Source organism: Methylobacterium sp. E-045 (assembly GCF_022829685.1).
In the GTDB taxonomy this organism is placed as follows: Bacteria; Pseudomonadota; Alphaproteobacteria; order Rhizobiales; family Beijerinckiaceae; genus Methylobacterium.
This window is the reverse complement of record NZ_JAKSYE010000028.1, coordinates 105,673-131,232: the sequence shown is the minus strand read 5'-3', so window position 1 is coordinate 131,232 and position 25,560 is coordinate 105,673. Positions and strand designations below refer to the sequence as shown.

Genomic DNA, 25,560 nt, shown 5'->3' with positions numbered 1-25,560 from the left:
GGTCGGCCCCTAGCACCCTTGCGGCGTCTCGGGAGGGGGCTTCAGCCCGGCGCGAGGCCCAGCGGAGTGCCGACGGGAACGACGAGGGTGAAACCGCCGTAGAACCCGTCCTTCGCGCGGCGGGCGGTGTAGGGGTTCCAGTACGAGTTCGGGTTGACGACGTACTGGACCACCGGCTCGAGCACTAACCCTGCGCCGAGGTCGAAATGGGTGTTGACCTCGAACACGAACTTGTCGCGCGAATAGGGTTCGCCGGTGCCGCCCGAGATGAAGTTCGCATCCGAGAGGAAGTCGGCATAGTTCTGGTTCAGCCGCTGCCAGTTGGCTTTGATGCCGTAGCTGTCGTTGGGCCGGCTCTGGTCGGGCGCCTGCAGCAACAGGCCGGCGAACCCTATTCGCGCGACAAGTTCGTGTTCGAGGTCAACGCCCATTTCGACCTCGGCGCAGGGGTCGTGCTCGAGCCGGTGGTCCAGTACGTCGTCAACCCGAACTCGTACTGGAACCCCTACACCGCCCGCCGCGCCAAGGACGGGTTCTACGGCGGTTTCACCCTCGTCGTTCCCCTCGGCACGCTGCTGGGCCTCGCGCCGGGCTGAAGCCCCCTCCCGAGACGCCGCAAGGCGTCTCGGGGCCGACGACAGGGCTTACGGATCCGCCGCCGGTCCTGCAGATCGGCGGCGGATCCGTTTCCGTTCCGGGGCGCCGGCACGCCGGGGGAAGGCAGACGGCGGACGCGGCGGGTTGAACCATCGGTCCCGTCGCGGCAGAACCTCGGCGTTGCGCGCATCCCGCCGTTCCGATGTCAGGTCCCGTCATGGTCGAAGCCACCTCGTCCCGGCCCGTGCCGGGTGCAGGACACAGGACGGACCTAGTCTACGAGGTTCTGCAGGCCGACCTCGTCGAGGCGCGTCGCGCGACGTTCCGGGCTCAGATGAGACAACCGCGCCTGCGCCTGTTCATGATCGGCTGCGCGGCCATGATGCTGGTCTTCGGTTTCGTCCAGAACGGTCCCGTCGGCCTCGTCAGCTGGGTCATCATCGTCGTCCTGGTCGCGCTCCTTGCGCCCCACGCGATCTCCCGGGTGCTGATCCCCTGGCAGGCCCGCATGGCGGTGCGGCGGGACGCGCGGTTCCGGCATCCCTGGCGGGCGGTCATCGCGCCCGAGGCCTTCACCATCGCCACCTCGCAGGGGGAGACGCGCTATGTCTGGAGCGCGTTCACGTCCCGCCTGTCCTCCTCGGAGATGACGCTCCTGATGCTGGGACCGGCGGTGTTCGTGCCGATCCCCGGCCGGGTCTTGTCCCCCGACGATCTGGCGGCGATCGACGCCCATATGGCGGCGGCGCGGCCGGACCGGGCCGCCGCGCCACACGTGTGATCCGCGCCGTCGCCGAGGCGGCGGGACCGCGCCGGCGACCCTGCGCAAAACAGCGTATGGCGCATCGCACCCGCCCCCGGCACGAGGGGGAAGATCCTCGAGGAACCCGCCATGCCCGCCGTCGACGCCCTCTACCGCTATCCGATCAAGGGTCTGTCGGCCGAGGCGCTCGCGTGCCTGCACGTCACCCCCGAGGCGGGGCTCGCCCATGACCGGGAATACGCCCTGGCTCTCGGGACGACCCGGTTCGACCCGGAGAAGCCGGAGCCCCTGGACAAGGGCTTCTTCCTGATGCTGCGCAACAACACGGCCCTGGCGGCCCTGGCGACGCGGCTCGACCCCGCGAGCGGCCGCCTGACGATCCGGCGCGACGGGGAGGAGGTGTTCGCCGCCGACCTGTCCACGGAGGCCGGGCGCACCGGGACGGAGGACTTCTTCGCCGCTTATCTCGGCGAGGAGACGCGCGGGCGGCCCCGCCTCGTGCGAGCCGAGAACCACAAATTCACCGATGCCAGCGTGCTGTCGCCGGTGATGATGCGCGCGATCTCGGTGGTGAACCTCGCCTCGGTGCGGGCGCTCTCCGAGGCGACGGGGCGGGAGCTCGATCCCCTGCGCTTTCGCGCCAACATCCATCTCGACGGGCTGGAGCCGTGGCAGGAGCTCGACTGGGTGGGGCACGAGGTGAGCATCGGCCCGGTGCGCCTGCGCGGCCTCGCCCGCACGCCGCGCTGCGGCGCCGTCAACGTCAATCCGAAGACCGCGGAGCGCGACGCCAACCTGCCCAAGGCGATCCAGCGGCATTTCGGGCATGTGGACCTCGGGATCTATCTCGAGGTCGTGGAGGGCGGCACGATCGCCACGGCGGATCGCGTCGCCCTCGGCTGAGGGGGGCCTCCCTTTTGTGGGAGGCCTCCGTCCTCAGCCTGGCGTTACCAGGCTCGGCGCCTTGCGGTAGCCGGTGGCCGCCTCGAAGGCATAGGCGTAGCCGAGGAGGTCGGCCTCGCTCCACATCCGGCCCACGAAGATCAGGTTGAACGGCGAGCCGCTCGCATAGGCTCCGGCCGGCAGCGTTATGCCGGGCAGGCCGGCGATGTTGATCTCGCAGACCGTGGTCTCGTTGATGGCGAGGCCGCCATGCAGGGGCGGAAGTTCATCCCGCATCTGCGGGAAGATCAGTCCGTCGAGACCATGCTCGTCCATGACCTGGTTGAAGATGTCGAGGTAAGCCTCTCTGAGAGCGAGGAAGTCCGACAGGTCGGGCGGGCGCGTCGGGTCGGCGAGGATCGCCTCGAAGACCGGATACTGGTGCAGGTAGCGCAGCACGCCCGTGGGGCCGAACGCATCCTCCTCCGCGGTCGCCGCGGCGAAGGCCGGGACGCTGCGGAGCGCCGCGCTGGACCCGAGGCGCTGCAGGTAGAGATGCAGGTCGTAGGGCACCGATTCCATGCCGCGGGCATCGAAATAGTTCAGGCCCTCGGTGGGTTCGGCGAGCGCCGCGAAGCCCGTGCCGGCGAAGGGATCGGCGACCAGGGTCGCGCCGCAGGCCGCGATCTCGCCCTGCGCCCGCGCATAGAGCTCCGTCGCCTCCGCCGAGAGCGGCAGGTCGCGCCAGCCGGGGCCGAACAGGCCGAGGCGCTTGCCCTGGAGGGCGTTCCTGTCGAGCTTCGAGGTGTAGCCGCCCTTGGGCCGCCGGCCGATGCCCGCCACGGTCTTCGGATCGGCGGCGGTGTAGCCGGCCAGCACGTCGAGGGTCAGCGCCGCGTCGCGCACGCAGCGGGCGATGGGGCCGACCACGTCGCGGGTGCTGCCGGCCAGGGGCACGACGCCGGCATTGGGGACGAGGGCGAAGGTCGGCTTGATGCCCACCAACCCCTGCGCCGAGGCCGGGTTCTGGATCGAGCCGCCGGTCTCCTCGGCGAGGCCGAGCACCGCGAGGCTGGCGCCCACCGCGGTCGCCGTGCCGGCGCTGCTGCCGCCCGGCAGGCAATCGGGCGCCGCCGAATTCAGGGTCGGTCCGGCCCAGCTGTCGTTGGCGTGGCTGCCGGTGGCGCTGAGGACGGGGACGTTGGTCTTGCCGAGCATGACGCAGCCGGCCGCCCGCATCCGTGCCACCACGGGGGAATCGGTCTCGGGGATCAGGTCGACGCCGCCGGCCTTGGCGCTGAGGAAGCGCCAGCCCGCCGTGGTCGGCAGCCCGGCCATGTCCATCGGGTCCTTGATGACCACGGGGACACCGGCCAGCGGTCCCAGCGCTTCGCCGGCGGCGCGACGTGCGTCGATGGCGCGGGCGTCGTCCAGCGCCTGCGGGTTCATGACGATGATGGCGTTGTAATGCGGGTTGTAGGCGGCGATCCGGTCGAGGAAGGCCAGGGTCAGCGCCTCCGAGGTGACGCCGCTGGCGAAGGCGTCGGCCACGTCGGCCAGGGTCATCTCGACGATGTCGAGGTCGGGGTTTGCGGTCGGGGCGGCGGCCATCGCGGGATGTCTCCTTGGTGGGAAGGGAAAGGGCGTACGGGATGGGGCCGGCGGCCTCATTCCATGCCGACGAATTCCTCGATCATCGCCCGGTCACGGGCGATCTCGGGCGGGATCTCGCGGGTGACGACGCCCTTCTGCAGGATCAGCACCCGCTCGGAGAGGCCGGCGATGAACGTCAGGTTCTGCTCCACGAGGAGGATCGTCAGGCCGCGCGCCCGGCCGATGGCCTGCAGCGTCTCGATGATCTCCTCGATGATCGAGGGCTGGATCCCCTCCGTCGGCTCGTCGAGGAGGAGGATGCGGGGATTGCCGCAGAGGCAGCGGGCCAGCGCCAGCAATTGCTGCTCGCCCCCCGAGAGTGCCCCGCCCGGCCGGTCGAGATAGGCCTTCAGCCGGGGGAAGACGGCGAGGCTGTCCGCGATGGTCTCGTCCTCGTCCCTGTCGGAGAGGAGGCAGCCCATGCGTAGGTTCTCGCGCACGCTCAGGGTGGCGAAGATCTCCCGACCTTGCGGCACGAAGCCCATGCCGAGCCGCGCCCGCGCCGTGGGCGAGCGCCGGGCGATGTCTTCGCCCCCGAGGCGGATGCGGCCGGCGGTGACGGGCAGGTAGCCCATCAGGGTGCGCAGCAGGGTCGTCTTGCCCATCCCGTTATGGCCGAGGATGCCCACGAACTCGCCCTCCCCCACGGTGAGCGAGACGCCGCCGAGGATCGGGATGCGGCCGTAGCCGGAATGCAGGCCCTCGACGGACAGGAGCGCGGGCCGTGCCGCCGTGGCGACGGCAGTCGAGCCGGACGTGAGCGGGAGCGGGTCGATCGCGTTCATCGGGCGGCTCATGCGGCCTGCTTGCCGAGATAGACGTCGCGGACGCGCTGGTCGGCCAGTACCCGCTCCACGCTGTCCTCCATCAGGATGCGGCCCTGGTTGAACACGGTGACGGTCCTGGCGATCATCCGGATGAAGGGCATGTCGTGCTCCACCACGATGAGGGCATGGGTGCGGTTGATCTCGCGGATGAGCTCGGCGGTGCGGTGGACCTCGTCATGGGTCATGCCGGCGGCGGGCTCGTCGAGGAGGATGAGTTCCGGTTCCTGGGCGAGGACGGTGGCGATCTCGACCCATTGGCGCTGGCCGTGGGCGAGCTGGCCGACATTGCGTTCGGCGATGGCCGTGAGCTGGAGCCGGGTCAGCGTCTCGTCGACGATGGACCGCGTCCGGGCGATGGACTTGCGCCGTCCCGCCGCCACGAAGACGTTCTCGCGCACCGACAGGCCGTTGAAGACGTTGGGCACCTGAGTCTTGATGCCGACCCCGAGCCTCGCGATCCGGTGCGGCTCGGCCCCGGTGATGTCCGTGTCGCGGAAGCGGATGCGGCCCTCGGTGGGCGTCAACTGCCCGGTGAGCATCTTGAAGAAGGTGCTCTTGCCCGCGCCGTTGGGGCCGATGAGGCAGCGCAGCTCCACCTCGCCGAGGGTGAAGTCGACATTGCCCACCGCCGTCACCCCGCCGAAGCGCATGGTGACGCCCCTGGCCTCGACGAGGGGGCGGAGCGGGGCGTTCTCGGCCGGTGCCGGATGCGTCGTGGTCATGGTCTCGTTCATGGACGGACCTCCGCGGGCCCTGCGTCCCGGACGGGGTCGGACGCCCCGTCCCTGGCCGGGCGGCCCTTCGCGACGAGGTCGGGAAGGCGCATCAGCAGGTTCCTCACCACCGGCAGGAGCCCCTGCGGGATCAGGAGGACGAAGGCGACCAGCACGATGCCGAGGCCGAGATTGGAATCGACGACGCTCTGCGATCCGGCCTCGATGATGAGCCACTGGATCAGCACCGCGCCGAGCATCGGCCCGACGAGGGTGCCGAGGCCGCCGACGAGCACGAAGATGATCACCTGCGCCGACATGGACAGGCCGAACACGGTGGGGCTGATGAAGCCGCCCCAATTGGCGTAGAGGCAGCCCGCGAGCCCGGCGACGGCGCCCGAGATCATGAAGGCGAGGAGCTTGTAGAGGCGCGGGTCGTAGCCGATGAGCTGGGCTCTCGTCTCGTTCTCGCGGATCGCCACCACGACGCGGCCGAAGCGGCTGGCCAGCACCCAGCGCAAGGTGGCGTAGACCAGGATCAGAGCCCCCATGGCGGCGTACCAGATGCCGTCGTTGTCGAGCGGGTTGCCCGCATCTCCGAGCTTGTTCAGGGCCGGGATCGCCGGGATGCCGTTGAACCCGCCGAGTTCCGCTTCGCCGATCCGGTACTGGCTGCCGGAGGTGGTGTTCACGAGCTGGAACAGGATCACCGAGACGGTCAGGGTGATGACGCCGATATAGGCGTCCGAGATCCGGCCGTAGAACATGAAGTAGCCGAGCAGCCCCGCGAACAGGGTCGGCACCAGGATGGCGATGAGGATCGGCAGCGTGCTGTCGCCCATGTTGATGACGGAGACGGCGTAGGCGTAGCCGCCGAGCCCGAGGAAGGCGGCCTGCCCGAAGGACATCACGCCGCCATAGCCCCAGATGAAGCCCTGGCTCAGGGCGAACATGGCCAGGGCGGCAAAGCCCGTGGCCTGGACGAGGCCGAACGTGTCGAGGGCGTGCGGCGCCCCGAACAGGATGGCGACCATCACGCCGAGGGTGACGAGGAACCCCAGGGCGGAGCGACGGGCGACGGGGTTCATAGGCTGCGCCTCAGGTAGCGGCCGGTGATGCCCTGGGGCAGCACGCGGATCAGCAGGATGGCTGCGACGAGGAGGGCGACGTCGCCGATGACGGGCGTGGTCCTGAACGAGACCAGCTCGTTGATGACGCCGAACACCGACGAGGCGAGGCCGGTCCCGGTGACGATGGCCGGCCCGCCGCCGAGCACGGTGATGAAGGCGCGGGAGATGTAGGCCGCCCCCATGGAGGGGGAGACGCCCGAGATCGGGGCGAGCACGCCGCCGGCGAGGCCCGCCAGAGCCGCGCCGAGGCCGAAGGTCGCCATGTAGATGCGGTCGGGGGAGACGCCCATGGCGGCGGCCATGCGCGGGTTCTGCATGGTGGCGCGCAGGATCAGCCCGAACTTCGTCATGCGCAGGAGGAGGAACATGCCCGTGAGGGCGGCAAGCGCCGTGGCGACGATGACGAGGCTGTAGAGGCTGGCGCCGTAGCGGCCGATCTCGAAACTGCCCACGGGGGTCGAGACGCCCCGCACGACGTTGCCGTAGACGGTGGTGATGAGGCCGATCAGCCCGAGGCTGATGCCCCAGGTCGCCAGCATGGTGTCCATCATCCGCCCGTAGAGGAAGCGGATGACGGTGCGTTCGAGGACCAGCCCCACCGCCCCCACCACCAGGGGCGGCAGGACGAGCATGGCGATCCAGATGTTCACCCCGGCGCCGTTCGCCATCACGGCGGTGTAGGCGCCGAGCATCATGAACTCGCCATGCGCCAGGTTGATGATGCGCATCATGCCGTAGATCACCCCAAGACCGAGGGTGATCAGGACCAGGGTGGCGATGCCGGTGAGGACGTTGAAGGTCAGAAGCCCCGCGAGATCCATGAAGAGGCGCCTCAGCCCTTCAGGTCGGGCGTGAACTGCTTGTTCATGCGCGGGTTCTTCACGAGGTCGCAGGCACCGCCGGTATCGGCCGGGAACGAATCCGGGAAGGTCGCCAGCTGCTCCCATTTCCGGTCCTTGGGCCGGGCGAGGTAGGTGTTGCGGATGGTGTGGTGGGTGCCCGGATCCATCGTCACCTTGCCTGTCGGCGAGTCGATGCTGATGCCGCTCTCCAGCGCCGCGATGACGGCGTCGCGCTCGATCGAACCGGCCTTCTTCACCGCCTCCGCCCAGAACATGATGCCTTCGTAGGTGGCGGTGTCGAGCTCGCTGAGATCGGTGACGTCGGCGCCGAACTTGGCCTGCATGCCCGTGACGAAGGCCTTGCTCGCGGGGGTGTCGAGGTCGTTGTACCAGCCGTAGCAGGTGAGGATGCCGTTGGTGGTGGAGGTGTCCATGGTGGTGAGCTCGTCGCCGAGGCCGAACACGGTGGCCCCCATGGGGATCTTGCCCTTCATGCCGGCGGCGTCCCATTGGCGGTAGAAGCCCGAATGGTTGGCGCCGACGAGGGCCGAGAGGACGATCTCGGGCTGGGCCTGCTGGATGCGGCTGATGGCGGAGGAGAAGTTCGTCACGTCGAGGGGGAAGAAGTCGGTGCCGGCCACGGAGCCGCCGCCATCCTTCATGAACTTCGTCATCCAGCTCGCGGTGATGTGGCCGTAATTGTAGTCGGCCGCCACGATGTAGGCCTTCTTGCCCCAGTTCTTGAGGGCGTAGTCGACGATGTGGTTGACGGTCTGGGCCGGGGTCGAGCCGGTGCAGAAGACGTTGCGGTCGCAGACGCCGCCCTCGTACTGGGTGTTGTAGAAGTAGAGGGTCTTGGAGCGGCCGAAGATCGGCCGGATCGCCTCGCGCGAGGCCGAGGTGATGCCGCCCTGGATGACGTCGACCTTGTCCTTCAGGGCGAGGGTCTGGGCGTATTGGGTGTAGAGCTGCATGTTGGACTGGGTGTCGTAGGCGATCAGCTTGATCGGCCGCCCCAGCAGCCCGCCGGCCTTGTTGATGAGCTCCACCGCGTATTCGGTGGTCTCGATCATCCGCTTGCCTTCGAGGCCCAGCGCCCCGGTCCCGTCGAGGAGGCTGCCGAGCTTGATCGGTTCCGCCGCCAATCCGTTCCGGGCGAAGAACGGCATCGCCACCGCGCCGCCCGCCCCCGCCAATCCGAGCTTGAGCGCATGGCGACGGTTCATCGTGCCCTTGATCATCGATATCACTCCGCTTCGTGCCGTCCGCCCGGTGGAAGCGGCCAGTCGTCAGGTGAGCGACGTAACAAGATCGATGCCAACAAATCTCACATTACGGGCAAGATCGGGCGAACGGGGTGGATGCCTCTTCCCTAGGCAGGCGGAGGGCGGTTTCGCCTCGTGCCCAGGCATGAAAGCCACGGATCATGCCTGGGCCGGACCGGTGCGGAGGGTGTGCCGGGAGGGCGGTCAGGCGGCCCGCACGGTGGCGAGGAAGCGGGTCACCTCCCCGCTGAGATGCTCCGATTGCCGCGACAGCGCGGAGGCCGAGGCGAGGACCTGGCTCGCCGCGGCGCCCGTCTCTTCGGCCGCGGTGGCGACGCTGGCGACGTTGGCGGTGACCTGTCCCGTCCCCTGGGCGGCCTGGGACACGTTGCGGACGATCTCCCGGGTCGCCGCGCCCTGTTGCTCCACGGCGGCGGCGATGGATGTGGCGACGGTGCTGATCTCGCCGATCCGCGTGGTGATGGCGCCGATCGCCGAGACCGCCTGTCCCGTGGAGGCCTGGATGCGGCCGATCTGGTCGCCGATCTCCTGGGTCGCGCGCGTGGTCTGGCTGGCGAGCAGTTTCACCTCGGCGGCGACCACGGCGAAGCCGCGGCCCGACGCGCCGGCCCTGGCCGCCTCGATGGTGGCGTTCAGGGCCAGGAGGTTGGTCTGCCCGGCAATGTCGGAGATGATCGAGACGACGTCGCCGATCCGGCCCGCCGCCAGGCTGAGTTCCTCGACGAGGGAGGCGGTCCGTGCCGCCTCGTCGACGGCGAGGGTGGCGAGGGTGGCCGATCCGTCCACCTGACGGCCGATTTCCTCGACCGAGGAGCCGAGCTGTTCGGCGGCCGCCGCCACGGTGCTGACGTTGGAGGCCGCCTCCTCGGCCGCCGCCGCCACGTTCAGGGATTGCGAGGCGGTCTGCGTGGCCGTCGCCGTCATCGCGCGTGCGGTCCCCTGGAGCTGGCTCGCCGCCGCCGCCACCGTGCCGATGATGCCGCCCACGGCCTGTTCGAAATCCCCCGCCAGCGTGTGCATGGCGGCGTGCCGCTGGGCCTCGGCGCCGGCGCGCGCCAGTTCGGTCTCTTCCTCCAGGGCGCGCATCTCGACGAGGCGCGTCTTGAACACCTGCACCGCGTCCGCGATCGTCCCGATCTCGGTCCCCTCCCCCTGGCGCGGGATCGCCACGGAGAGATCGCCGGAGGCCAGCGCCTGCATCGGCCGCACCACCGAGGCGATGCCCCCGGTGACGCCTCGGATGATCCAGAACGCGAGCAGGGCCGACAGGACGAGGCCGCCGAGGCCCGCGCCGAGAACGAGGGTCTCGGTCCGGTCGAAGGCCTCCCGGCTCGCGACCCGGGACGTCTCCGCCGCCTCGTTGTTGATGGCCACGAGCCGGTCCGCCAGCGAGGTACACTGGCGCTGGAGTTCGGTGGACTTGCCCTGCAGCCGCTCGAGCCCATCCTCGTTCATCCCGCCGCGCGAGAGATCGAGGATCGCCTTGTTCTCCTTTTGGTAATCGAGCCAGGTCGCGTTGAGCGTGTCGTAGACCGCCTTCTCGCCGGGGGAGCTGGCGAGGCTCGCATACTCGGCCAGGATGCGCGTGACCTTGCCCTGACGGTCGATGATCTCGGCCTCGTAGCGCGCCTTCGAATTCGGATCGATCGCGCCGAGATGGCGATAGATGCTGATCGCGTAGCGCCCGATCCAGCCGGAGATCTCACCGGCCTTGGCGACGCTCGGCAGAGCGTCCGATTGCACGCTCACCAGATGTCCGTTGATCGTCCGGGTGGCGGTCAACGCCACGGCCCCCATGCTCACAAGGAGCAGCGTCGTGATCGAGAAGGCGCCGATGAGGCGCGCGCGCAGGGAAAGGCGGCTCAGCATGAAAAGCGTTCCGAGGACGGGAGGCCATCTCTTGATGGTATCCGTTCTGAAGATACGCAAAACCTATAAAGGATTCTTAAAACGGAGCGGCGGTCCGCCGTGAGATCTATCGCCAGAACCTGGGGCGAATGATCGATGATTGGGCAGTTCGACTATCGTCGTGCAAGCATTGCCCAACGATAGTCCTGTGCTCTTGCGTTTTCGACATGAAGGATATGTGCGGGGGATGCGGTTGCGGGCAAGATCGTCTCGTGGCCCGCTCAGGCTTGCTGTGGCGGCGGGGGATCGCCGGCCTCCGTCGCCTCCGCTTTCGCCGCCCGGTCCCGCTCGGCCCGCAACTCCTTCTCGGCCATGAGCCAGAACTCGATCTCGAACCCCATCGGCTGGTGATTGCGCTCCCAGAGTTCATAGGCGCGCCGACGGATCTGGTCGAATGTCGGTGCGGCGGCGCGACCGGTCGCATCTCGCTTCATACGAGCCGCACGGTCCCCGGACCCTGCCTCATGCGAATCCTGTTTCAGCATCGCCCGCCGGCCTCGTATCGCGTCTGTCGCGTATCGTGTGGATGGGGCCATGGCATGGTCCCGGCGACGGCACATTCACACATGGCAAGAGCGAGCCGATTTCGAGCCATCCCGGCGACGGCTCCCGCAGTGACAACGATCGACCTCGAACCAGGGCGCCGACGCGCCGTTGTCGCACATGCAGAAGGCGAGCGCGCGCCCGCCTGTTGCATGTTTGGGAGGCCTCTCGCCGCGCTCGCCCGACCCGGGCGGGTCCTTCGGAGACTGCAGGCGGCCGGGCAAGCCCGCTCTCATGGTGGCGGATGGCGCCTCCTGATCCTCGCCGGGAGGGCCGGGTTCGCGGCTGAGAGTGCCTCACGAAACTCCCGGTCACCCTCGGTTCTCGCTCCGAGCACGGCGGCGCAGCGGGAGTCTCGTGAGAGACGCTGAGACCGGACGGGCACGAGCCTCGACCGCCTACGTCTCGGCAACAGGGGAGGCCGGTGCGGCGCGGGGCGACGGTGTCCCGTCCATCGATCTCCGGCGATACGGTCAGTCGTCGTCGTCGTCCACCGGGGATCCGGAGGGGATCGGGCTGCCGTTCTCGACGCCGTTCTCGAACATGCCGGGCGGACCGTCGAAGCCGACGACGCCGTCCGGATTGTCCGGCGACACGTTGGGGTCCACCGGCGGCGGCATGTTCCGGTCGAGGCGGCGCTCGATGCGCTCCTCGCGGCGCAGATCCTGGGTGATCGGCACGTCGCGGGCGCTCTGGGCCAGCGCCTCGGCGGCCGGGGACGCCGCGAAGAGTCCCAGCAGGATTGCGGATCCGAACTTCATCTCATGCCTCCGGGAGCCGCGTCGGCTCCGTCTCCAGAGCTTATCGGGCCGGCGGCGATAAACGACAGTAAATTTCTATGCTGAAGAACGATTAAGGCAGATTCCGCAGCCCGGAAACCTGCGCGCGCCGCCGGAGAGCGCTCCTCGAATCGCTCGGGCACGCTGATGGTCGTCCCCGTATCGGGCGGGACCGTGCCGGCCCGCTCATTGCGAGGGTTCGTCGATGGGCGTCGGGTGGATGCGGAACACTCCTGCCCTCGGTGGCCAAGGGCTCGCCGTGTCCCGATCGTTATCCTCGTTCGAAGACGGCACCCGAGACATCAGGACGAAACAGGACCCTGGGACGTTGTCCTAGAGCGCTCTCCGCCGAGGGGGATGCCGGTTCGGCGAACGAGGGCGCGGCACAACAGGGAACGAGAGCTGCATGGACACGAGCCTCATCGCAATGAACGACGAAGCCAACCGGATCGGGTCCGAGCGGATTCTGACGCAGTTGCGCGAGGAGGGGCTGGTCTATCGTCTCTGGGTGACGGGCACGGCGAAGGGGAGCCGCCTGCACATGCAGGTGAACGGGCTCGACGACGAACTCGAAGGCCGCCTCGTCCGCGTCCTGAGGGGCCGGGGCATGCAGCTCGATATCCAGCCGCTGACGTCGTAGGCGGCTCGGCCCTCCGCTCACCGTCCCCGCAGTGTCGACGAGGCGACGCGGGGCCGTTCCAGCGCGGCGGAGACCGCCCACAGCGCCAGCCCGCCGAGCGCCAGGGCCACGCCGACCCAGCCGGTGGAGGGCAGGCCGAAACCGGCTGTGAGGGCGAGGCCGGCGAGCCAGGGGCCCAGGGCGTTGGCGAAGTTGAAGGCCGAGTGGTTGAGCGCGGCCGCCAGGGTCTGGGCGTCCTCGGCCACGTCCATCAGCCGGGTCTGCAGGATGGTGGCGAGGCCGCCCCCGCAGCCGATGAGGAACACCACCGGCGCCAGGGTCCAGACGCTGCCGACCGAGAACGGGTAGAGGGCCAGAGCCGCCGCCGTCCAGACCAGGGTCAGCCCGGCCGCCGGCATCAGGGCGCGGTCGGCGGCCCAGGCACAGACGAGGTTGCCCACGGTGAGGCCGAGGCCGAACACGGCCAGCACCAGGGGGATCGCCACCGGCGCGGCATGGGTGACCTCGATCAGCGTCGAGGCGAGATAGGTGTAGACCGAGAACAGGCCGCCGAAGCCGATGGCGCCGATGGCGAGGGTGAGCCAGACCTGTCCGCGCCGCAGGGCCCCGAGTTCGCGCAGCGCACTGGCGCCCGAAGCCGGTCGTCCGAGGGGCGCCAGGATCCGCACGGACACCGCCGTCAGGAGTGCCAGGACGGCGACGAGCCCGAAGCTCCAGCGCCAGCCCACGAGCTGGCCGATGACGTTGGCGAGGGGCACGCCCGCCACCGTCGCGAGGGTGAGGCCCAGGATCACCCGCGAGACCGCCTGGGTCCGCCGCTCCCGTGGGACGAGGGAGGCGGCGACGAGGGCGGCCACGCCGAAATAGGCGCCGTGCGGCAGGCCCGCCAGGAACCGGAACAGGAGCATCCCGTGATAGTTCGGCGCCAGGGCCGACAGGATGTTGCCCAGCGCGAACAGCACCATCAGCCCGACCAGCAGCGTCCTGCGGGCCATGGTCGCCGCGAGCACCGCGATGACCGGCGCTCCGACGACGACGCCGAGAGCGTAGGCGCTGATGACGTGGCCGGCCGTCGGCGCGTCGATGCCGAGATCGGGCGCGAAGGCCGGAAGCAGGCTCATCGTCGCGAATTCGGTGGTGCCGATGGCAAAGCCACCCATGGCCAGGGCGGTGAGGACGAGGCCGGGATGCCGGCTGGGTGCCGCGTCCGGCAGGCTGAGGGCGCCGGAACGGGTGTCGAGAGTGGTGCCGGTCATCGGGCCGCTTTCAGATCGCGTTCGCGGTCGCCGCGCAGGGAGCAGGCCGCGTGAAGCAGGGCGAGATGGCTGAGGCCCTGCGGTGTGTTGCCGAGATGGTCGCCGGTGTCGGGATCGACCATCTCGCTCATCACGCCGACGCCCCCGGTGACGGCGCGCAACGTGCCGGTGAAGACCGCCTCGGCCTCGTCCTGGCGGCCGAGTTCGGCCAGGGCCTCCACCAGCCAGAACGAGCAGGCGATGAAGGCGCCCTCCTCCTTCTCGGCCCCCGAATAGCGATAGAGGAGCGGGCCGCGCCCGAGTTCCTCGCGGATCGCATCGAGGGTGGAGGACAGGCGGTCGCGCCCGTCGAAGCCGAACCGGACCGCCAGGGTCAGGGAAGCGTCGAGGCGGTCGGTGCCCGGATAGAACGTGTAGGCGCGGCGCGTCTCTGACCAGCAATGCTCCTCGATCCAGGCCTGGATCCGATCCCGCTCCCGCGACCAGCGCGGCACGCAGGTCGCGGAGATATGACCGGCCTCCGCCAGTTCGACCGCGCGGGCCAGCGCCTGCCAGGCGCTGATCTTCGACATCGTGTAGTGCTGCGGGACTTCCAGTTCCCAGATCCCGGCATCCTTCTGGCGCCAGCGGTCGGCGCATTCGTCGGCGAGGTCCGCCAGGACCGTCGCGCTCTTCTGGTCGAGGATGTTGCCGTCGGCGACGAACAGGGTCGCGGTCTCGAAGATGTCGCCGTAGATCCCGTGCTGGTGCTGGCGGGCCGCCGCGTTCCCCACCCGGACCGGGCGCGACCCGCGATAGCCGGCGAGATCGAGGGAGGTCTCCTCCGGCACCCTGCCCCCGCGCAGGGTGTAGAAGACCTGCGCCCCATGCGTGTCGAGATGCGTCATCAGCCAGGAGAAGGCGGCCTTCGCCTCCGGCATAGCGCCGACGCGCAGGAAGGCGTTGACGGTGTATCCGGCGTCGCGGATCCAGGCATAGCGGTAATCGTAGTTCTTCGACCCGCCGATCCGCTCGGGCAGGGAGGTGGTGGCGGCCGCCGCGATGGCGCCGGTGGGCGAGTAGAGCAGCAGCTTCAGGGCAAGGCCGCTGCGCCGCACCTCGGAACGGTGCGGGCCGTCATAATGCAGCCCCTCCGCCCAGTGCCGCCAGGCGTCGTCGCTGACGTCGATGCGTTCGTCGATCTCCGCGATGGTGGGGATGCCCAGGGGCTCGTCCTCGCCGGCCAGAAGCGCCACCAATGCGCGTTCCCCCTCCCCCAGCGTCACCGTCGCGGCGATGGTGCGGTCTTCCTCTTCCAGGACGCGGATATTGTCGCTGAAGCGGATCACCCCGAGGACCGGGCCCACATGGAACACGCAGCCATTGGGGGTGGGCTGGAGCCAGGGCGACAGGGAATCGCCGCGCGTGCCGAACACGGCGCGGATCCGGAACGTCACCGTGCCCGAGACGCCCTCCAGGCGGCGCGCGAGCTCGCACCAGGGCAGGCGGCCGGCGCGGCTGCTGTTGAGGGATTCCGTCATCCGCGCCGTGCCGGTCCCGGTGGTGACGATCGTCTCCAGCACGTTGCTGTCAGTGCGGTAGCGCCGCTCCATCGTGAACGCGCCCTCGGGGCAGACCTGGAAGTAGCCGCCGCTGTCCGGCTCCAGCAGCCGGTCGAACAGGGGCGGCGAATCCATCTCCGGGACGCACCACCACCCCACCGCGCCGTCCGGGCCGACGAGGACGACGGAGCGGCCGTCGCCCAGCGCGGCGTAATCCCGGATTCCGTGTTCCGTGCCGTCCGGGTCGATGCACCGGGCATCGACGGCGAGGTCGGTGCCCGCCTGGGTTCGGTCATTCATCGAGGGGACTTATGCATCGAGGGGCTTGTGCATCGGGGGGACGTGCGGAGCGGGGTAAGGGCACGGTCGCGAAGCGGCCGGGTCAGTTCAGCGGAACCTTGTCCTTGCCCTTGCCGGGATTCGACGTGTTGACGAGCTCCGGCGATTTTTGGGCCGGGAGCGTCTGCTCCTGGCTCTTCGGGTCGATCCGCTTGGTGCGGGTGAAGGGCTCGAGCCTCTGCGACGTGCCGGTCCCGAGGGCGCGGACGATGCCTTCGATGACGCGCAGATCCGCGAGGCCTTCCTCGCCATCGGGCTCGGGCTCCCGGTCATCAAGGATGCAGGACGAGAAGTACTTCAGTTCGCCGCCGAAATGGTCGGTGTTCTTGAAGCTGGCGTGGCTCTTGTCCTCGCCGATGGTGACCGTGTGCTCCAGGGACTTGCCGTACATGTAGGCCGGGTTGACCTCGACGCTGCCCTTGGTGCCGACGACCGAATAGCTGTCGAGGGTATTGCCGTAATAGGACAGCACGAACTGCGCGATGCGGTCCTGCGGAAACCGGAGCGTCACCGCGACGGTATCGTCGAAATCGCCCAAGCCGGCTTCCGGGTGACGGATGCCCACGGCCGAGACCACCTCCGTCGGCTCGTCGCCGAAGATGTAGCGGGCGGCGTTGATCGGATACGGACCCATATCGAAGATCGGGCCCGCCTCGATGCCGCTCGTCGCCCGGTGGTTCTCGGGCGAGACCATCTGGGTGAAGGTCGAGGAGAAGGTCAGCAGCTCGCCGAGCTGGCCTGACCGGATCAGGTCGATGGTCGCCAGGGTGCAGGGCTCGAAATGCAGCCGGTAGGCCACCATGAGCTTGGCGCCCGAGGCCTTCTGCGCCGCGATGATCTCTCCGGACTTCTCCGCCGAGATTTCCAGCGGCTTCTCCACGAGGACATGGATGCCGGCCTTCAGGGCGGGGACCGCGAATTCGGCGTGGCGCCAGTTCGGGGTGGCGAGATAGATCGCATCGATCGTACCCGAGGCCAGCAGGGCGTCGAACTCCTCGTAGCCGTAGGTGTCGGTGACGCCGTATTGCGCGCCGACGCCGCGCGCCTTCTCCGGATCGCCGGTGACGAAGGCGACGATCTCCGAATTGCCGGTGTGCTCCACCCCCGGGCAGCATGGCTTCCTGCGTGATGTCGCCGAGGGCGACGAAGGCGTAGCGGACCTTTTTCGACGATGTCAGGCCGAGGGCGGAGGCGATGCTCATGCGGATGTCCGTGCGGTTGTGCGTGTCGTGCGGCTTTGGCCGGCATGGAAGGGCGGGCCAGATGGGGGCTGCCGGGAGGCCGGGCGAGGCGGTCCGCGCGACGGGAGAAGGCCCGGCCGAGCGCCGGGTCGGCCGCGCGCCGGTGTTCATGAGACAGCAACGTTGCACTGCAGCAGAGGTTGCCGCGTCGCCCGGTCGCGCCCGCCGGGCGGACCCTCGGCCTCAGCGCGAGACGGCGAGCCGCAGGATGCGCGACAGGTCGGCCACCGAATAGGGTTTGCGCAGGAGTTCGAACCCGTGGCTGCCCTCCTCGGCGAGGACGTGGCTGTAGCCGGAGGTGAGCACGACGGGCAGATCGGGCCATTCGCGGCCGATGGCGTGGCCGAGATCGATGCCGTTCATGCCCGGCATCACCACGTCGGAGAAGACCACCTCGAAGCCGGCGGGGGCGCGGGTCAGGGCGTCGAGGGCCTGCTGCGCATCCGTCACCCAATGCGTGACGTAGCCGAGTTCCTGCAGGGCCTGGGTGGCGAAGGCGCCGACCTCCGCGTTGTCCTCCACCACGAGGACGCGGGTGCCGTGCCGCTCGGCCAGGGGCGCGGGCTCCTGCACCGGCTCGGCCGCTACGGCCTCCCCCGCCGCGCGCGGCAGATAGAGGGTGAAGGTCGTCCCTTGGCCGAGGCGGCTCTCCACCACGACCTCGCCGCCCGATTGCTTGGCGAAACCGAAGACCTGGCTGAGGCCGAGGCCGGTGCCCTGCCCCACGCCCTTGGTGGTGAAGAACGGCTCGAAGATCCGGTCCAGCGTCTCCGGGGCGATCCCCGAGCCGGTATCGGAGACCGAGACGGCGACGAAATCGCCCCGGATGCGGGGATGCGCCCGGACGGGCGGGATGATCGAGGCGCGCCGGACCCGGATGGTCAGCTTGCCTTCCCCGTCCATGGCGTCGCGCGCATTGACGACCATGTTGACGAGGGCCGTGTCGAACTGGCTCGGATCGGCATCGATGAGGCAGGCCAGCGGCTGCCCCTCCGCGTCCCGGCCGGTCTCGATCTGGGTCACCACCTGGATACGGGCGCCGGTGAGGGTGCCGACCATGTCGGCCACGGAGGCCACGCCCTTGGCGACGTCGAAGACTTCGGGCGTCAGGGATTGCCGCCGGGCGAAGGCCAGGAGTTGGCCGGTGAGCTTGGCCGCACGCGTCACCGTGTCGGAGATGGCGTCGACATAGCGCCGCCGGCGTTCCTCGGGCAGGTCGGGGCGGCGCAGGAGGTCGGTGGAGGACCGGATCACGGTCAGGAGGTTGTTGAAGTCGTGCGCGACGCCGCCCGTGAGCTGGCCCACGGCTTCGAGCTTCTGCGACTGGCGCAGCTGGTCCTCTAGGGCCTTTCGCTCGGTGACGTCGCGGCCGGCGGCATAGAAATGATCGCCCTGCGGGATCGCGTTCCACGAGATCCAGCGCTCGCCGCCATCCGCCGCCAAATGCCGGATGTCGAGGTTGTCGAGGATCGCGCCGCTCCGCAGGCGGTCCATGGCCTCCTCGGCCGCCTTCCGGTCCTCGGGATGCACGAAGGCGTCGAACCGCGCGCCGACGAGGGCGTCGGCGGGCCAGCCCAGCATCTCCCGCCAGGCCGGATTGACCGACCGGTAGATCCCGTCGAAGCCGCAGATCACGAGGAGGTCGCGGCTCGCGCGCCAGACGAGATCGCGCTCCGTGGTGCGCTCGCGGGCCGTGGTCATCAGCACGGTCTCGGCCTCGCGCCGGTCGGTGATGTCGTTGAACAGGATGGCGACGCGCCGCTGGACCGGCTCCCCGATGCGCAGGGCGTGCACGTCGAACCAGCGCCCCAGCGTCACCGCCCCGCTCTCGAACCGGACGGGTTCACCGGTCAGGGCGACCTCGCCGTAGACGTCGAGCCAGCGCGGCTCGATGCCGGGAATGACCTCGCTGACCCAGCGGCCCTCGACGTCCCCGAGGCCGGCCTGCCGCGCGAAGGCCGGATTGACCTCGACGAAGCGGTAGTCGATGGCGCGGCCCGTGGCGTCGAACCGCATCTCGACGATGCAGAAGCCGGCGTCGATGGCGTCGAACAGCGTCCGGTATCGGGCCTCGCTCTCGGCGAGCTTGCCCTCCTCGGTGCGAAACCGGGTGATGTCGAGCTGGCTGCCGAAGAAGTAGCGCAGGTGCCCGTCCCGGTCGAAGACGGGACTGACATAGAGTTCGTTGCGGAACGTCGTCCCGTCGCGGTGGTAGTTGATGATCTCGACCACCACGTCGCGCCGCGCGGCGATGGCGTCGCGCAGGCGCGCCACGTCGGCCGGGTCGGTTCCCGGCCCCTGCAGGAACCGGCAATTGTGCCCGACGAGTTCCTCCGCCGAGTAGCCGCACAGGTCCTGAAAGGCGCGGTTGGCGAAGACGATGGGATTGTCGGGCAGGTTCGGGTCGGTGATGATCTGCGGCATGCGGGTCTTCTCCGCCGCCGTGAACAGCAGGTCCGGCCCCGCCGCGGAGGTCTTCTGGCCCCTGTCCGGCGCACGGATGGCGGATGCGATCTCCGCTTTCAGCCGCGCGACCTCGGCTTCGAGGTCGGCCTCGCGCCGCCGCAACCGGTCGATCTCGTCCTCCATACCGCCCGTTCCCATCCGGCCGCCGCGTTCACTCGAACTCGAACGTGCCCAACGGTCGAGACGGCGGTCGGCTCCCTAACCCATGATGGGGCGGCTGTCGCGTATCCGATGAGGCCCGGTCCGCCCTCACGATCGGGCGTCGCTCGCGATGGAGTGCTGGAGCAGCCTGTCCGGTGACGCCATCGCGCGGACCGACGCAGCGGAGGTCCGGGGCGGGGCCGCGATCAGCCGATGACGTCGTCGTCCCATTCCACCCGGGGATAGGAGACCGGCGGTTCGCGCAGCGCCCAGAGCCCCAGGCATCCCACGGTGCAGACGGAAGCGCTGATGTAGAGGATGAGGTCGAGCACGAACGAGGCCCTCGCAGCAGGGTAGTAAGCCCGCATTCTCCGATGGCACGGCTAAGAAAGCCTGAACGCCCGCGAGACGACGGCCCATGCCGCCCGCTCGCCGTGTCGAAGCGGCCAGGGCCCATCTGCGTGGATGTGCGCCGGCGCAACCCGCCGGCCCGCTTTCGGGCGTAGAGCCCTCCCCTCTCCCCCGAGAAGGAAAAGGGCGATGGCCGCCAAATGGGTCCTTGCGTTGACGGTCCTGGTCTTCCTGACCACCGGCCGGGCGCCGGGAATGCGCGAGTTGAGAAATCCCGACGCCGAATCCGGCCATTCCCGCATCGTCCACATGGTCAAGCGCGTGTCCGAGTGAGGAAGCGCGGTCTGCCGTCCGCCACGCCGTGCCGGCGCGGCTCGGTCCCCGGACCGCCGCGCTACGGCGCGCTGGCGCGCCGGGTGGCGGCGAGCGCCGCCGCCTTGCCCCCGGCCGCGTAGAGGTCGAGGCGGGAATACAGGCCGAAGACCGAGCCGTCGTCGAGGAAGCCGCCGGCCGGACCGAGGGTGTCGGTGAGGATGGCGTTGGCCTCGGCGAGGGTCAGGGCCGGAAACGCGGCGGTGAGGAGATGGCCCGCCTCCGGCGCGGTTGTCGCCACATCCACCGCCTGGCCCGACCGGCCCTGATGCACCACCGGCAGGCCGTAGGTCTGGGTGGAGGCGTAGAAGGCCGCGTTGGCGGCGCCATCCTTGAACCGGCTCCGGTCGGCGGCGGCGCAGGCGGCCACCGCCTCGCCGCAGCGCTCGCGAAGGAAGGCCTGGAGTTCCGCGCGCGCCGCCTTCAGGGCCTCCGGATAGTCGGTGATGGTCACCGCGTCGTCGGTGGCGCGGCTCATCTCGTTGACGATGGCCGGGTTCGCGCGGGTCTGTCCGACATAGGCCGGGTCGTTGGCGAGCAGATGGGCGACGGCGTGGAGGGCCACCGCCCTGCCCCCGAGCACGTCCATGGCGTAATGGGCGCCGACGACGATGCGGTTGTTGCCGTACTCGGCCCCGCGCGCGACCATCTGCTGGTAGCGCTCGGGCACCAGCAGGGCGAGGAGGAGCGATTCCGTGTAGCCGTAGGTGGTGTGGCCGCTCGGATAGGACGGGCTGTCCGTCAGGTTCTGTTTCGGGCCGCGCAGCCAGTCCATGCTGTGCGAGGCGGCGCCGAAGTAATCCTTGCCCCGATACGAGAGGACACTCGGTTCGGTCTGGAACGGACGGGAATTGCCGAAGGCGTCGGCACCGGGCGTTCCGGCTGGGCGGCCATAGGCCTTGCCGAAGACATCCGTCGTGCCGCCGATCCGGGTGAGGATGGCGCGGGCGGGTTCGGAGACGGGCGCCTCGCCATTCGTCGTCGCATTGGCGAAGAAATACTTCCCCGCATTCGAATCCGACTTGGTGATGTTGTTGGTATAGCCGATCAGCCGCGCGAGGCTGCCGGAGACGCTGGTGAAGGTCTTGAAATCCTCGTAGCGCGCTTTGGCCTGGTAGGCCTCCCCGAGGGACGTGCCGAGGCCGTCGGCGAGCTGGGTGGCATTGCCGTCGGTGATGAAGCAGTCGCGCAGGGCGAGTTGCTGCTGCTCGGCGAAGGACAGCAGCAGGGGCTGGTCGTGCCGTCCCATCTGGATGTCGCCGGTGACCTTGAGGTTCGCCGCCAGCGCGGCCTGGCCTTCCGGCGTCGTCGCCAGGGCGCTCACCGGCGCCAGCCCGCGCAGGGCTTCGAGATTCGTCGCCGACTGGGCCTGCGCGTGAGCGGGCGCGAGGGCGAGGAAGGCGATGAGCCCGAGCGTGCGGGCCGCGTTCGTGCGTGGTCTGGTCATGGCACCGGAATCAGGCTGTCGTGGCGGTGACGCAGGCTAGCAGAGTGCTCGTCCAATCGCCGCCGGTTTTCGCGGCGGACCACGCGCACCGTTCCGTGACGCCCGCGTGACCGTTCTCCGGCGGCCGGTCGAGGACCGCCCCTCGCGGCATGTTCCTCGGAGACAGATCCGCGCTTGGCTCCGATGGTGCATCTCGGCCCCGACCGAGCCACAGCCCACCGGGACCGATGACCGCCCACCCTCTGCCTTTCTCGCACGCTCGCCCGATCCTTCGCCTTGCCGGACCGCATCCGGCTCCCGGACGCGGGGACCGGGCGTGAGCGAACTCGACGCCTGGGCCGAGCGCCGCCGCATCGCCGAACAGGCGCGCGGCGAGCGCGCATGGTCCCTGTGGGGGCCGTATCTCGCCGAGCGCCAATGGGGGACGGTGCGGGAGGATTACAGCCGCGACGGCAATGCCTGGCGCTCGCTGCCGCATCAGGAGGCCCGCTCGCGCGCCTATCGCTGGGGCGAGGACGGGCTCGCCGGCCTCTGCGACGAACGCGGGCAGATGTGCCTGTCCCTCGCCCTGTGGAACGGCCGCGACGACATCCTCAAGGAGCGGCTCTTCGGCCTCACCAACGAGGAGGGCAACCACGGCGAGGACGTCAAGGAGGTCTATCACTACCTCGACGCGACCCCGAGCCATGCCTACCTGAAGTTCCTCTATCGCTATCCGCAGGCGGCCTATCCCTATGACGAACTCGTCCGCGAGGGACTGCGCCGGGGGCGCGACCAGCCGGAATACGAGATCGAGGAGACGGGCGCCTTCGCCGAGGACCGCTTCTTCGACGTCACCGTGGAATACGCCAAGGAGGAGATCGACGACATCCATGCGGTGATCACGGCGACCAACCGTGGCCCCGAGGCGGCGGATCTGCGCCTGGTGCCGCAGCTCTGGTACCGTAACATCTGGTCGTGGCGCGAGGGACCGGCGGAATCGCGCCCCAGGATGGCGGTCCAGCCCGATGGCAGCATCGCCTGCGAGCATCCGCGCCTCGGCCGGTACCGGCTCTCCTATGACGGCGAACCGGAGGTCCTGTTCTGCGAGAACGACACCAACCTGCGCCTCCATGGCTGCCAGCCCGACGCCCCCGGCCCGTTCAAGGACGGGCTCCACGCGGCCATCGTCGGGGGCGACGAATCCGCCGTGCGGCGGGATGGCGGGACCAAGCTCGGCCTGCACTACGCCCTTCGCCTCGCGCCCGGAGAGTCGAAGCGGGTCACCCTGCGGCTGTCGGCCGGCGCGCGGCCCCGCCCCGTCGACCGCGAGGGCGCCATCCTGCTGCGCCGGATCGCCGAGGCGGACGCCTTCTACGACGCCCTTCAGGACGGCATCCCCGACGCGGATTCGCGCGCCATCTTCCGCCAGGCCGCCGCCGGGCTGATCTGGTCGAAGCAGCTCTACTGTTACGACGTGCGGCTCTGGCTGAAGGGCGACCCGCTCCAGCCGGCCCCGCCGCGCGAGCGCGACGGCGGACGCAACGTCCACTGGCGCCACTTCGCCGGGGCCGACGTGCTCTCCATGCCCGACACATGGGAATATCCCTGGTTCGCGGCCTGGGACCTCGCCTTCCACTGCATCCCGCTGGCGCTCCTCGACCCGGATTTCGCCAAGAAGCAGCTGCTGCTCCTCACCCGCGAATGGTATATGCACCCCAACGGCCAGCTTCCGGCCTACGAGTGGGAGTTCGGCGACGCCAACCCGCCGGTCCATGCCTGGGCGACCTACCGGGTGTTCGAGATCGACCGCGACCGGCGCGGCGGGCGCGGCGACCTCGCCTTCCTGGAGGGCGTCTTCCACAAGCTCCTCATCAACTTCACCTGGTGGGTGAACCGCAAGGATGCGGAGGGCCGCAACGTCTTCCAGGGCGGCTTCCTCGGCCTCGACAATGTCGGCGTGTTCGACCGGTCGCGCCCGCCCCCCGGCTTCGGCCGCATCCATCAGGCCGACGGCACCGCCTGGATGGCGATGTATTCCCTCAACATGATGCGCATCGCCCTCGAACTCGCGCTCCACAACGACGTCTACGAGAGCACCGCCTCGAAGTTCTTCGAGCATTTCCTGCTCATCGCCGAGGCGATGACCGACATGGGCGGCGAGGGCTTCGGCCTGTGGGACGAGGAGGACGAGTTCTACTACGACGAGGTCGACATCCCCGGCGGCGGCATGCTCCCCTTGCGCGTCCGCTCCGTGGTGGGGCTGGTGCCGCTCTTCGCCGTGGAGGTGATCGAGCCCTCGATGCTGCAGCGGCTGCCGGACTTCGCCCGCCGCCTGAACTGGCTCCTCGAGAACCGCCCCCATCTCGCCCGCCTCGTCTCGCGCTGGGACGAAGGCGGCGTCGGCGACCGCAAGCTCCTGTCGCTCCTGCGCGGGCACCGGATGAAGGCGCTGCTGCGGCGCATGCTCGACGAGGCCGAGTTCCTCTCGGACCACGGCGTGCGCTCCCTGTCGAAGGCGCATCTCGACCGGCCCTATTCCCTGAACGGGTTCGGCGACGCGTTCACCGTGCGCTACGACCCGGCCGATTCCACCTCGAACATGTTCGGCGGCAATTCGAACTGGCGCGGCCCGGTGTGGATGCCGGTCAACTACCTCGTGGTGGAGGCGCTGCGGCGGTTCCACTCCTATTACGGGGACGACTTCCTGGTGGAGTATCCCACCGGATCGGGCACGTTCCTCACCCTGAACGCCATCGCCGACGCCCTCACCGATCGCCTGATCGCCCTCTTCGCCAAGGGCGAGGACGGACGCCGGCCGGCCCTCGGGGACCGCCCGCCCATCGCCTCGGCCCCCGGCGCCGAGGAGGCCCTGCTGTTCCACGAGTTCTTCGACGGCGATACCGGCCGCGGCCTCGGCGCCTCCCACCAGACCGGCTGGACGGCGCTGATCCTCAACCTGCTGCACCAGAAGGCACATCGAACGAATCCGGATGGGACTGGAGCGGCGGAGTGACGGGCGACGCCGGGGCGAACCGTGGTTCTCGAGCCGCCCGGAAACCCGTTCGCCCGGGTTCGGGACGTAGATTGCCGTGGGCAATCGTCCGATCGGCCTAAGCGACGTGCAACTCCATTTCGGAACGGAGTGGGATCTCCCTTGGGGTTCGGGTTTGATCTTGAACGGCTCTGTCCTCCACACGGGGCGGCAGCTCGTCGATACGGCTAACGCCCAGGCCCTGCCGGATTGGGCGCGTCGCGATCTCGGACTCCGCTACTCGACCCTGTTGGAATGGCGCCGGACGACGTTCCGCGCCAACGTTATGAACTTAACAGGGACGAATTACTGGACCGGCGTGGCGTCGTTCGGCACGTTCTTCTAGGAGGCGCCGCGCACCTAGCGGTAAGTGCTTCAGAGTTCAGGCGCTTTTAACTCGGCTTCCCAAGCTTGAAGTGCTTTGCGCAAAAGCTTGAACACCTCTCGTTGTGTTCCATCGTTAAGAATGACGGCCAAACCTTCGTAGGGCGTGAGTGGTCCATTTGATAGGGTATGGTCTGCGAAGAACCCGAAGTCCGTCGTTGGCTCCAATCTACCCTCGGCCATGCCTTTCGGATTGTTTACAGCCGACTTTCGCGCAAGCTTGCCGTGTTTGTGGCAGTCGTGAGAGCCGTGACTGTCCCAAAAACGGGCCATTTCCGTCGTAGTAGTCGCGATACTTGCCAGCTTCACCGCGTTTCACCTCCGTACGATCAGGGGGCAACTTGTACGCGGTGACCGCCTCGGCGAGGTTGTCGATTTGGGAGATGGCATTTGCTGCCAAGTGCTTCTCAAGCCGGTGCTCGCTATAGTGCTAGAGCGCGGGCCAA

The 25,560-nt window shown here is 69.1% G+C and carries 22 protein-coding genes and 2 pseudogenes; 7 read left to right on the top strand and 17 right to left on the bottom strand.

From position 1 onward, the window contains the following. Window positions 1-41: 41 nt before the first annotated feature. A pseudogene (locus MKK51_RS03435) lies at window positions 42-389 on the bottom strand (carbohydrate porin); the annotation flags it as partial. Between MKK51_RS03435 and MKK51_RS03430 the strand changes: the two are divergent. The 3 genes and pseudogenes from MKK51_RS03430 to MKK51_RS03420 all read left to right on the top strand — a co-directional run. Then, window positions 381-596, top strand: a pseudogene (locus tag MKK51_RS03430) (porin); the annotation flags it as partial. The pseudogenes MKK51_RS03435 and MKK51_RS03430 overlap by 9 nt on opposite strands. Before the next feature lie 218 nt (window positions 597-814). After that, window positions 815-1,378 carry a YcxB family protein gene (locus tag MKK51_RS03425; RefSeq protein WP_243974966.1) on the top strand — a complete coding sequence of 188 codons (564 nt, stop codon included), beginning with the start codon at window positions 815-817 and terminating at the stop codon, window positions 1,376-1,378. A gap of 111 nt (window positions 1,379-1,489) precedes the next feature. Then, window positions 1,490-2,263, top strand: coding sequence for an MOSC domain-containing protein (locus MKK51_RS03420; protein ID WP_243974965.1), 774 nt, complete (start codon window positions 1,490-1,492; stop codon window positions 2,261-2,263). A 33-nt stretch (window positions 2,264-2,296) separates the two neighbouring features. Here the strand turns inward: MKK51_RS03420 and MKK51_RS03415 are convergent, their stop codons facing one another. From MKK51_RS03415 to MKK51_RS03375, 9 genes are all read right to left on the bottom strand, one after another. Further along, window positions 2,297-3,853 carry an amidase gene (locus MKK51_RS03415; protein ID WP_243974964.1) on the bottom strand — a complete coding sequence of 519 codons (1,557 nt, stop codon included), beginning with the start codon at window positions 3,851-3,853 and terminating at the stop codon, window positions 2,297-2,299. Between the two features lie 56 nt (window positions 3,854-3,909). Further along, entirely contained in the window at window positions 3,910-4,680 is a 771-nt protein-coding gene (locus MKK51_RS03410) for an ABC transporter ATP-binding protein (RefSeq protein WP_243974962.1), read from the bottom strand. Window positions 4,681-4,688: 8 nt separating this feature from the next. Beyond that, entirely contained in the window at window positions 4,689-5,456 is a 768-nt protein-coding gene (locus MKK51_RS03405; protein WP_243974960.1) for an ATP-binding cassette domain-containing protein, read from the bottom strand. Next, window positions 5,453-6,523, bottom strand: coding sequence for an ABC transporter permease subunit (locus MKK51_RS03400; RefSeq protein WP_243974959.1), 1,071 nt, complete (start codon window positions 6,521-6,523; stop codon window positions 5,453-5,455). The genes MKK51_RS03405 and MKK51_RS03400 overlap by 4 nt, the downstream gene beginning before the upstream one ends. Then, a complete protein-coding gene (locus MKK51_RS03395) occupies window positions 6,520-7,386 on the bottom strand; it encodes a branched-chain amino acid ABC transporter permease (RefSeq protein ID WP_243974958.1) in 867 nt (288 codons plus the stop codon). The genes MKK51_RS03400 and MKK51_RS03395 overlap by 4 nt, the downstream gene beginning before the upstream one ends. An 11-nt stretch (window positions 7,387-7,397) precedes the next feature. After that, window positions 7,398-8,648, bottom strand: coding sequence for an ABC transporter substrate-binding protein (locus tag MKK51_RS03390; protein ID WP_243974957.1), 1,251 nt, complete (start codon window positions 8,646-8,648; stop codon window positions 7,398-7,400). Window positions 8,649-8,876: 228 nt separating this feature from the next. Next, window positions 8,877-10,562 carry a methyl-accepting chemotaxis protein gene (locus MKK51_RS03385; RefSeq protein WP_243974956.1) on the bottom strand — a complete coding sequence of 562 codons (1,686 nt, stop codon included), beginning with the start codon at window positions 10,560-10,562 and terminating at the stop codon, window positions 8,877-8,879. Window positions 10,563-10,822: 260 nt separating this feature from the next. Beyond that, window positions 10,823-11,035, bottom strand: a complete 213-nt coding sequence (locus MKK51_RS03380) for a DUF2934 domain-containing protein (protein WP_243974955.1) — start codon at window positions 11,033-11,035, stop codon at window positions 10,823-10,825. A gap of 582 nt (window positions 11,036-11,617) precedes the next feature. Then, window positions 11,618-11,905, bottom strand: a complete 288-nt coding sequence (locus tag MKK51_RS03375; RefSeq protein ID WP_243974954.1) for a hypothetical protein — start codon at window positions 11,903-11,905, stop codon at window positions 11,618-11,620. Window positions 11,906-12,329: 424 nt separating this feature from the next. Here MKK51_RS03375 and MKK51_RS03370 point away from each other — a divergent pair, with 424 nt between their 5' ends. Then, a complete protein-coding gene (locus MKK51_RS03370) occupies window positions 12,330-12,563 on the top strand; it encodes a hypothetical protein (protein ID WP_243974953.1) in 234 nt (77 codons plus the stop codon). A 17-nt stretch (window positions 12,564-12,580) separates the two neighbouring features. Here MKK51_RS03370 and MKK51_RS03365 read toward each other — a convergent pair whose 3' ends face one another. The 5 genes from MKK51_RS03365 to MKK51_RS03340 all read right to left on the bottom strand — a co-directional run bounded on the left by MKK51_RS03365 (window position 12,581) and on the right by MKK51_RS03340 (window position 19,915). Then, entirely contained in the window at window positions 12,581-13,819 is a 1,239-nt protein-coding gene (locus MKK51_RS03365) for an MFS transporter (protein ID WP_243974952.1), read from the bottom strand. After that, the gene (locus MKK51_RS03360; RefSeq protein WP_243974951.1) at window positions 13,816-15,660 is read right to left on the bottom strand and encodes a glycoside hydrolase family 15 protein; all 1,845 of its coding nucleotides are present in this window, start codon (window positions 15,658-15,660) and stop codon (window positions 13,816-13,818) included. Before MKK51_RS03360 ends, MKK51_RS03365 begins: the two co-directional genes overlap by 4 nt. Window positions 15,661-15,742: 82 nt before the next feature. Then, window positions 15,743-16,801, bottom strand: coding sequence for a Gfo/Idh/MocA family protein (locus MKK51_RS27350; protein ID WP_243974949.1), 1,059 nt, complete (start codon window positions 16,799-16,801; stop codon window positions 15,743-15,745). A 322-nt stretch (window positions 16,802-17,123) separates the two neighbouring features. Beyond that, window positions 17,124-19,529: a PAS domain S-box protein gene (locus tag MKK51_RS03350; protein WP_279600945.1), complete on the bottom strand. Its 2,406-nt coding sequence runs from the start codon at window positions 19,527-19,529 to the stop codon at window positions 17,124-17,126. Window positions 19,530-19,753: 224 nt separating this feature from the next. Continuing rightward, on the bottom strand, window positions 19,754-19,915 hold the full coding sequence (locus MKK51_RS03340; RefSeq protein ID WP_243974947.1) for a hypothetical protein: 162 nt from the start codon (window positions 19,913-19,915) through the stop codon (window positions 19,754-19,756). 172 nt (window positions 19,916-20,087) lie between these two features. Here MKK51_RS03340 and MKK51_RS03335 point away from each other — a divergent pair, with 172 nt between their 5' ends. Continuing rightward, window positions 20,088-20,231: a hypothetical protein gene (locus tag MKK51_RS03335; protein ID WP_197031039.1), complete on the top strand. Its 144-nt coding sequence runs from the start codon at window positions 20,088-20,090 to the stop codon at window positions 20,229-20,231. A gap of 61 nt (window positions 20,232-20,292) precedes the next feature. Here MKK51_RS03335 and MKK51_RS03330 read toward each other — a convergent pair whose 3' ends face one another. Next, the gene (locus MKK51_RS03330; RefSeq protein ID WP_243974945.1) at window positions 20,293-21,717 is read right to left on the bottom strand and encodes a phosphatase PAP2 family protein; all 1,425 of its coding nucleotides are present in this window, start codon (window positions 21,715-21,717) and stop codon (window positions 20,293-20,295) included. A gap of 316 nt (window positions 21,718-22,033) precedes the next feature. On the opposite strand from MKK51_RS03330, the gene MKK51_RS03325 reads away from it, so the two are divergent. Both MKK51_RS03325 and MKK51_RS03320 read left to right on the top strand, forming a co-directional pair. Further along, window positions 22,034-24,712 (top strand): MGH1-like glycoside hydrolase domain-containing protein, encoded by a 2,679-nt coding sequence (locus MKK51_RS03325; protein WP_243974944.1) that lies wholly within the window; start codon window positions 22,034-22,036, stop codon window positions 24,710-24,712. Window positions 24,713-24,872: 160 nt separating this feature from the next. Beyond that, window positions 24,873-25,076, top strand: a complete 204-nt coding sequence (locus MKK51_RS03320; RefSeq protein WP_243974943.1) for a ferric siderophore receptor protein — start codon at window positions 24,873-24,875, stop codon at window positions 25,074-25,076. 29 nt (window positions 25,077-25,105) lie between these two features. Here the strand turns inward: MKK51_RS03320 and MKK51_RS03315 are convergent, their stop codons facing one another. Beyond that, window positions 25,106-25,423: a hypothetical protein gene (locus MKK51_RS03315; RefSeq protein WP_243974942.1), complete on the bottom strand. Its 318-nt coding sequence runs from the start codon at window positions 25,421-25,423 to the stop codon at window positions 25,106-25,108. Window positions 25,424-25,560: the final 137 nt, after the last annotated feature.

What these genes read in the sequence shown, in the direction of transcription:
- MKK51_RS03385 (WP_243974956.1), bottom strand. Translation starts at nt 10,562, where the DNA reads ATGCTGAGCCGCCTTTCCCTGCGCGCGCGCCTCATCGGCGCCTTCTCG.
- MKK51_RS03375 (WP_243974954.1), bottom strand. Translation starts at nt 11,905, where the DNA reads ATGAAGTTCGGATCCGCAATCCTGCTGGGACTCTTCGCGGCGTCCCCG.
- MKK51_RS03390 (WP_243974957.1), bottom strand. Translation starts at nt 8,648, where the DNA reads ATGATCAAGGGCACGATGAACCGTCGCCATGCGCTCAAGCTCGGATTG.
- MKK51_RS03425 (WP_243974966.1), top strand. Translation starts at nt 815, where the DNA reads ATGGTCGAAGCCACCTCGTCCCGGCCCGTGCCGGGTGCAGGACACAGG.
- MKK51_RS03340 (WP_243974947.1), bottom strand. Translation starts at nt 19,915, where the DNA reads ATGCGGGCTTACTACCCTGCTGCGAGGGCCTCGTTCGTGCTCGACCTC.
- MKK51_RS03360 (WP_243974951.1), bottom strand. Translation starts at nt 15,660, where the DNA reads ATGAATGACCGAACCCAGGCGGGCACCGACCTCGCCGTCGATGCCCGG.
- MKK51_RS03415 (WP_243974964.1), bottom strand. Translation starts at nt 3,853, where the DNA reads ATGGCCGCCGCCCCGACCGCAAACCCCGACCTCGACATCGTCGAGATG.
- MKK51_RS03405 (WP_243974960.1), bottom strand. Translation starts at nt 5,456, where the DNA reads ATGAACGAGACCATGACCACGACGCATCCGGCACCGGCCGAGAACGCC.
- MKK51_RS03350 (WP_279600945.1), bottom strand. Translation starts at nt 19,529, where the DNA reads ATGGAGGACGAGATCGACCGGTTGCGGCGGCGCGAGGCCGACCTCGAA.
- MKK51_RS03395 (WP_243974958.1), bottom strand. Translation starts at nt 7,386, where the DNA reads ATGGATCTCGCGGGGCTTCTGACCTTCAACGTCCTCACCGGCATCGCC.
- MKK51_RS03380 (WP_243974955.1), bottom strand. Translation starts at nt 11,035, where the DNA reads ATGAAGCGAGATGCGACCGGTCGCGCCGCCGCACCGACATTCGACCAG.
- MKK51_RS03330 (WP_243974945.1), bottom strand. Translation starts at nt 21,717, where the DNA reads ATGACCAGACCACGCACGAACGCGGCCCGCACGCTCGGGCTCATCGCC.
- MKK51_RS03410 (WP_243974962.1), bottom strand. Translation starts at nt 4,680, where the DNA reads ATGAACGCGATCGACCCGCTCCCGCTCACGTCCGGCTCGACTGCCGTC.
- MKK51_RS03400 (WP_243974959.1), bottom strand. Translation starts at nt 6,523, where the DNA reads ATGAACCCCGTCGCCCGTCGCTCCGCCCTGGGGTTCCTCGTCACCCTC.
- MKK51_RS03370 (WP_243974953.1), top strand. Translation starts at nt 12,330, where the DNA reads ATGGACACGAGCCTCATCGCAATGAACGACGAAGCCAACCGGATCGGG.
- MKK51_RS03420 (WP_243974965.1), top strand. Translation starts at nt 1,490, where the DNA reads ATGCCCGCCGTCGACGCCCTCTACCGCTATCCGATCAAGGGTCTGTCG.
- MKK51_RS03335 (WP_197031039.1), top strand. Translation starts at nt 20,088, where the DNA reads ATGGCCGCCAAATGGGTCCTTGCGTTGACGGTCCTGGTCTTCCTGACC.
- MKK51_RS03365 (WP_243974952.1), bottom strand. Translation starts at nt 13,819, where the DNA reads ATGACCGGCACCACTCTCGACACCCGTTCCGGCGCCCTCAGCCTGCCG.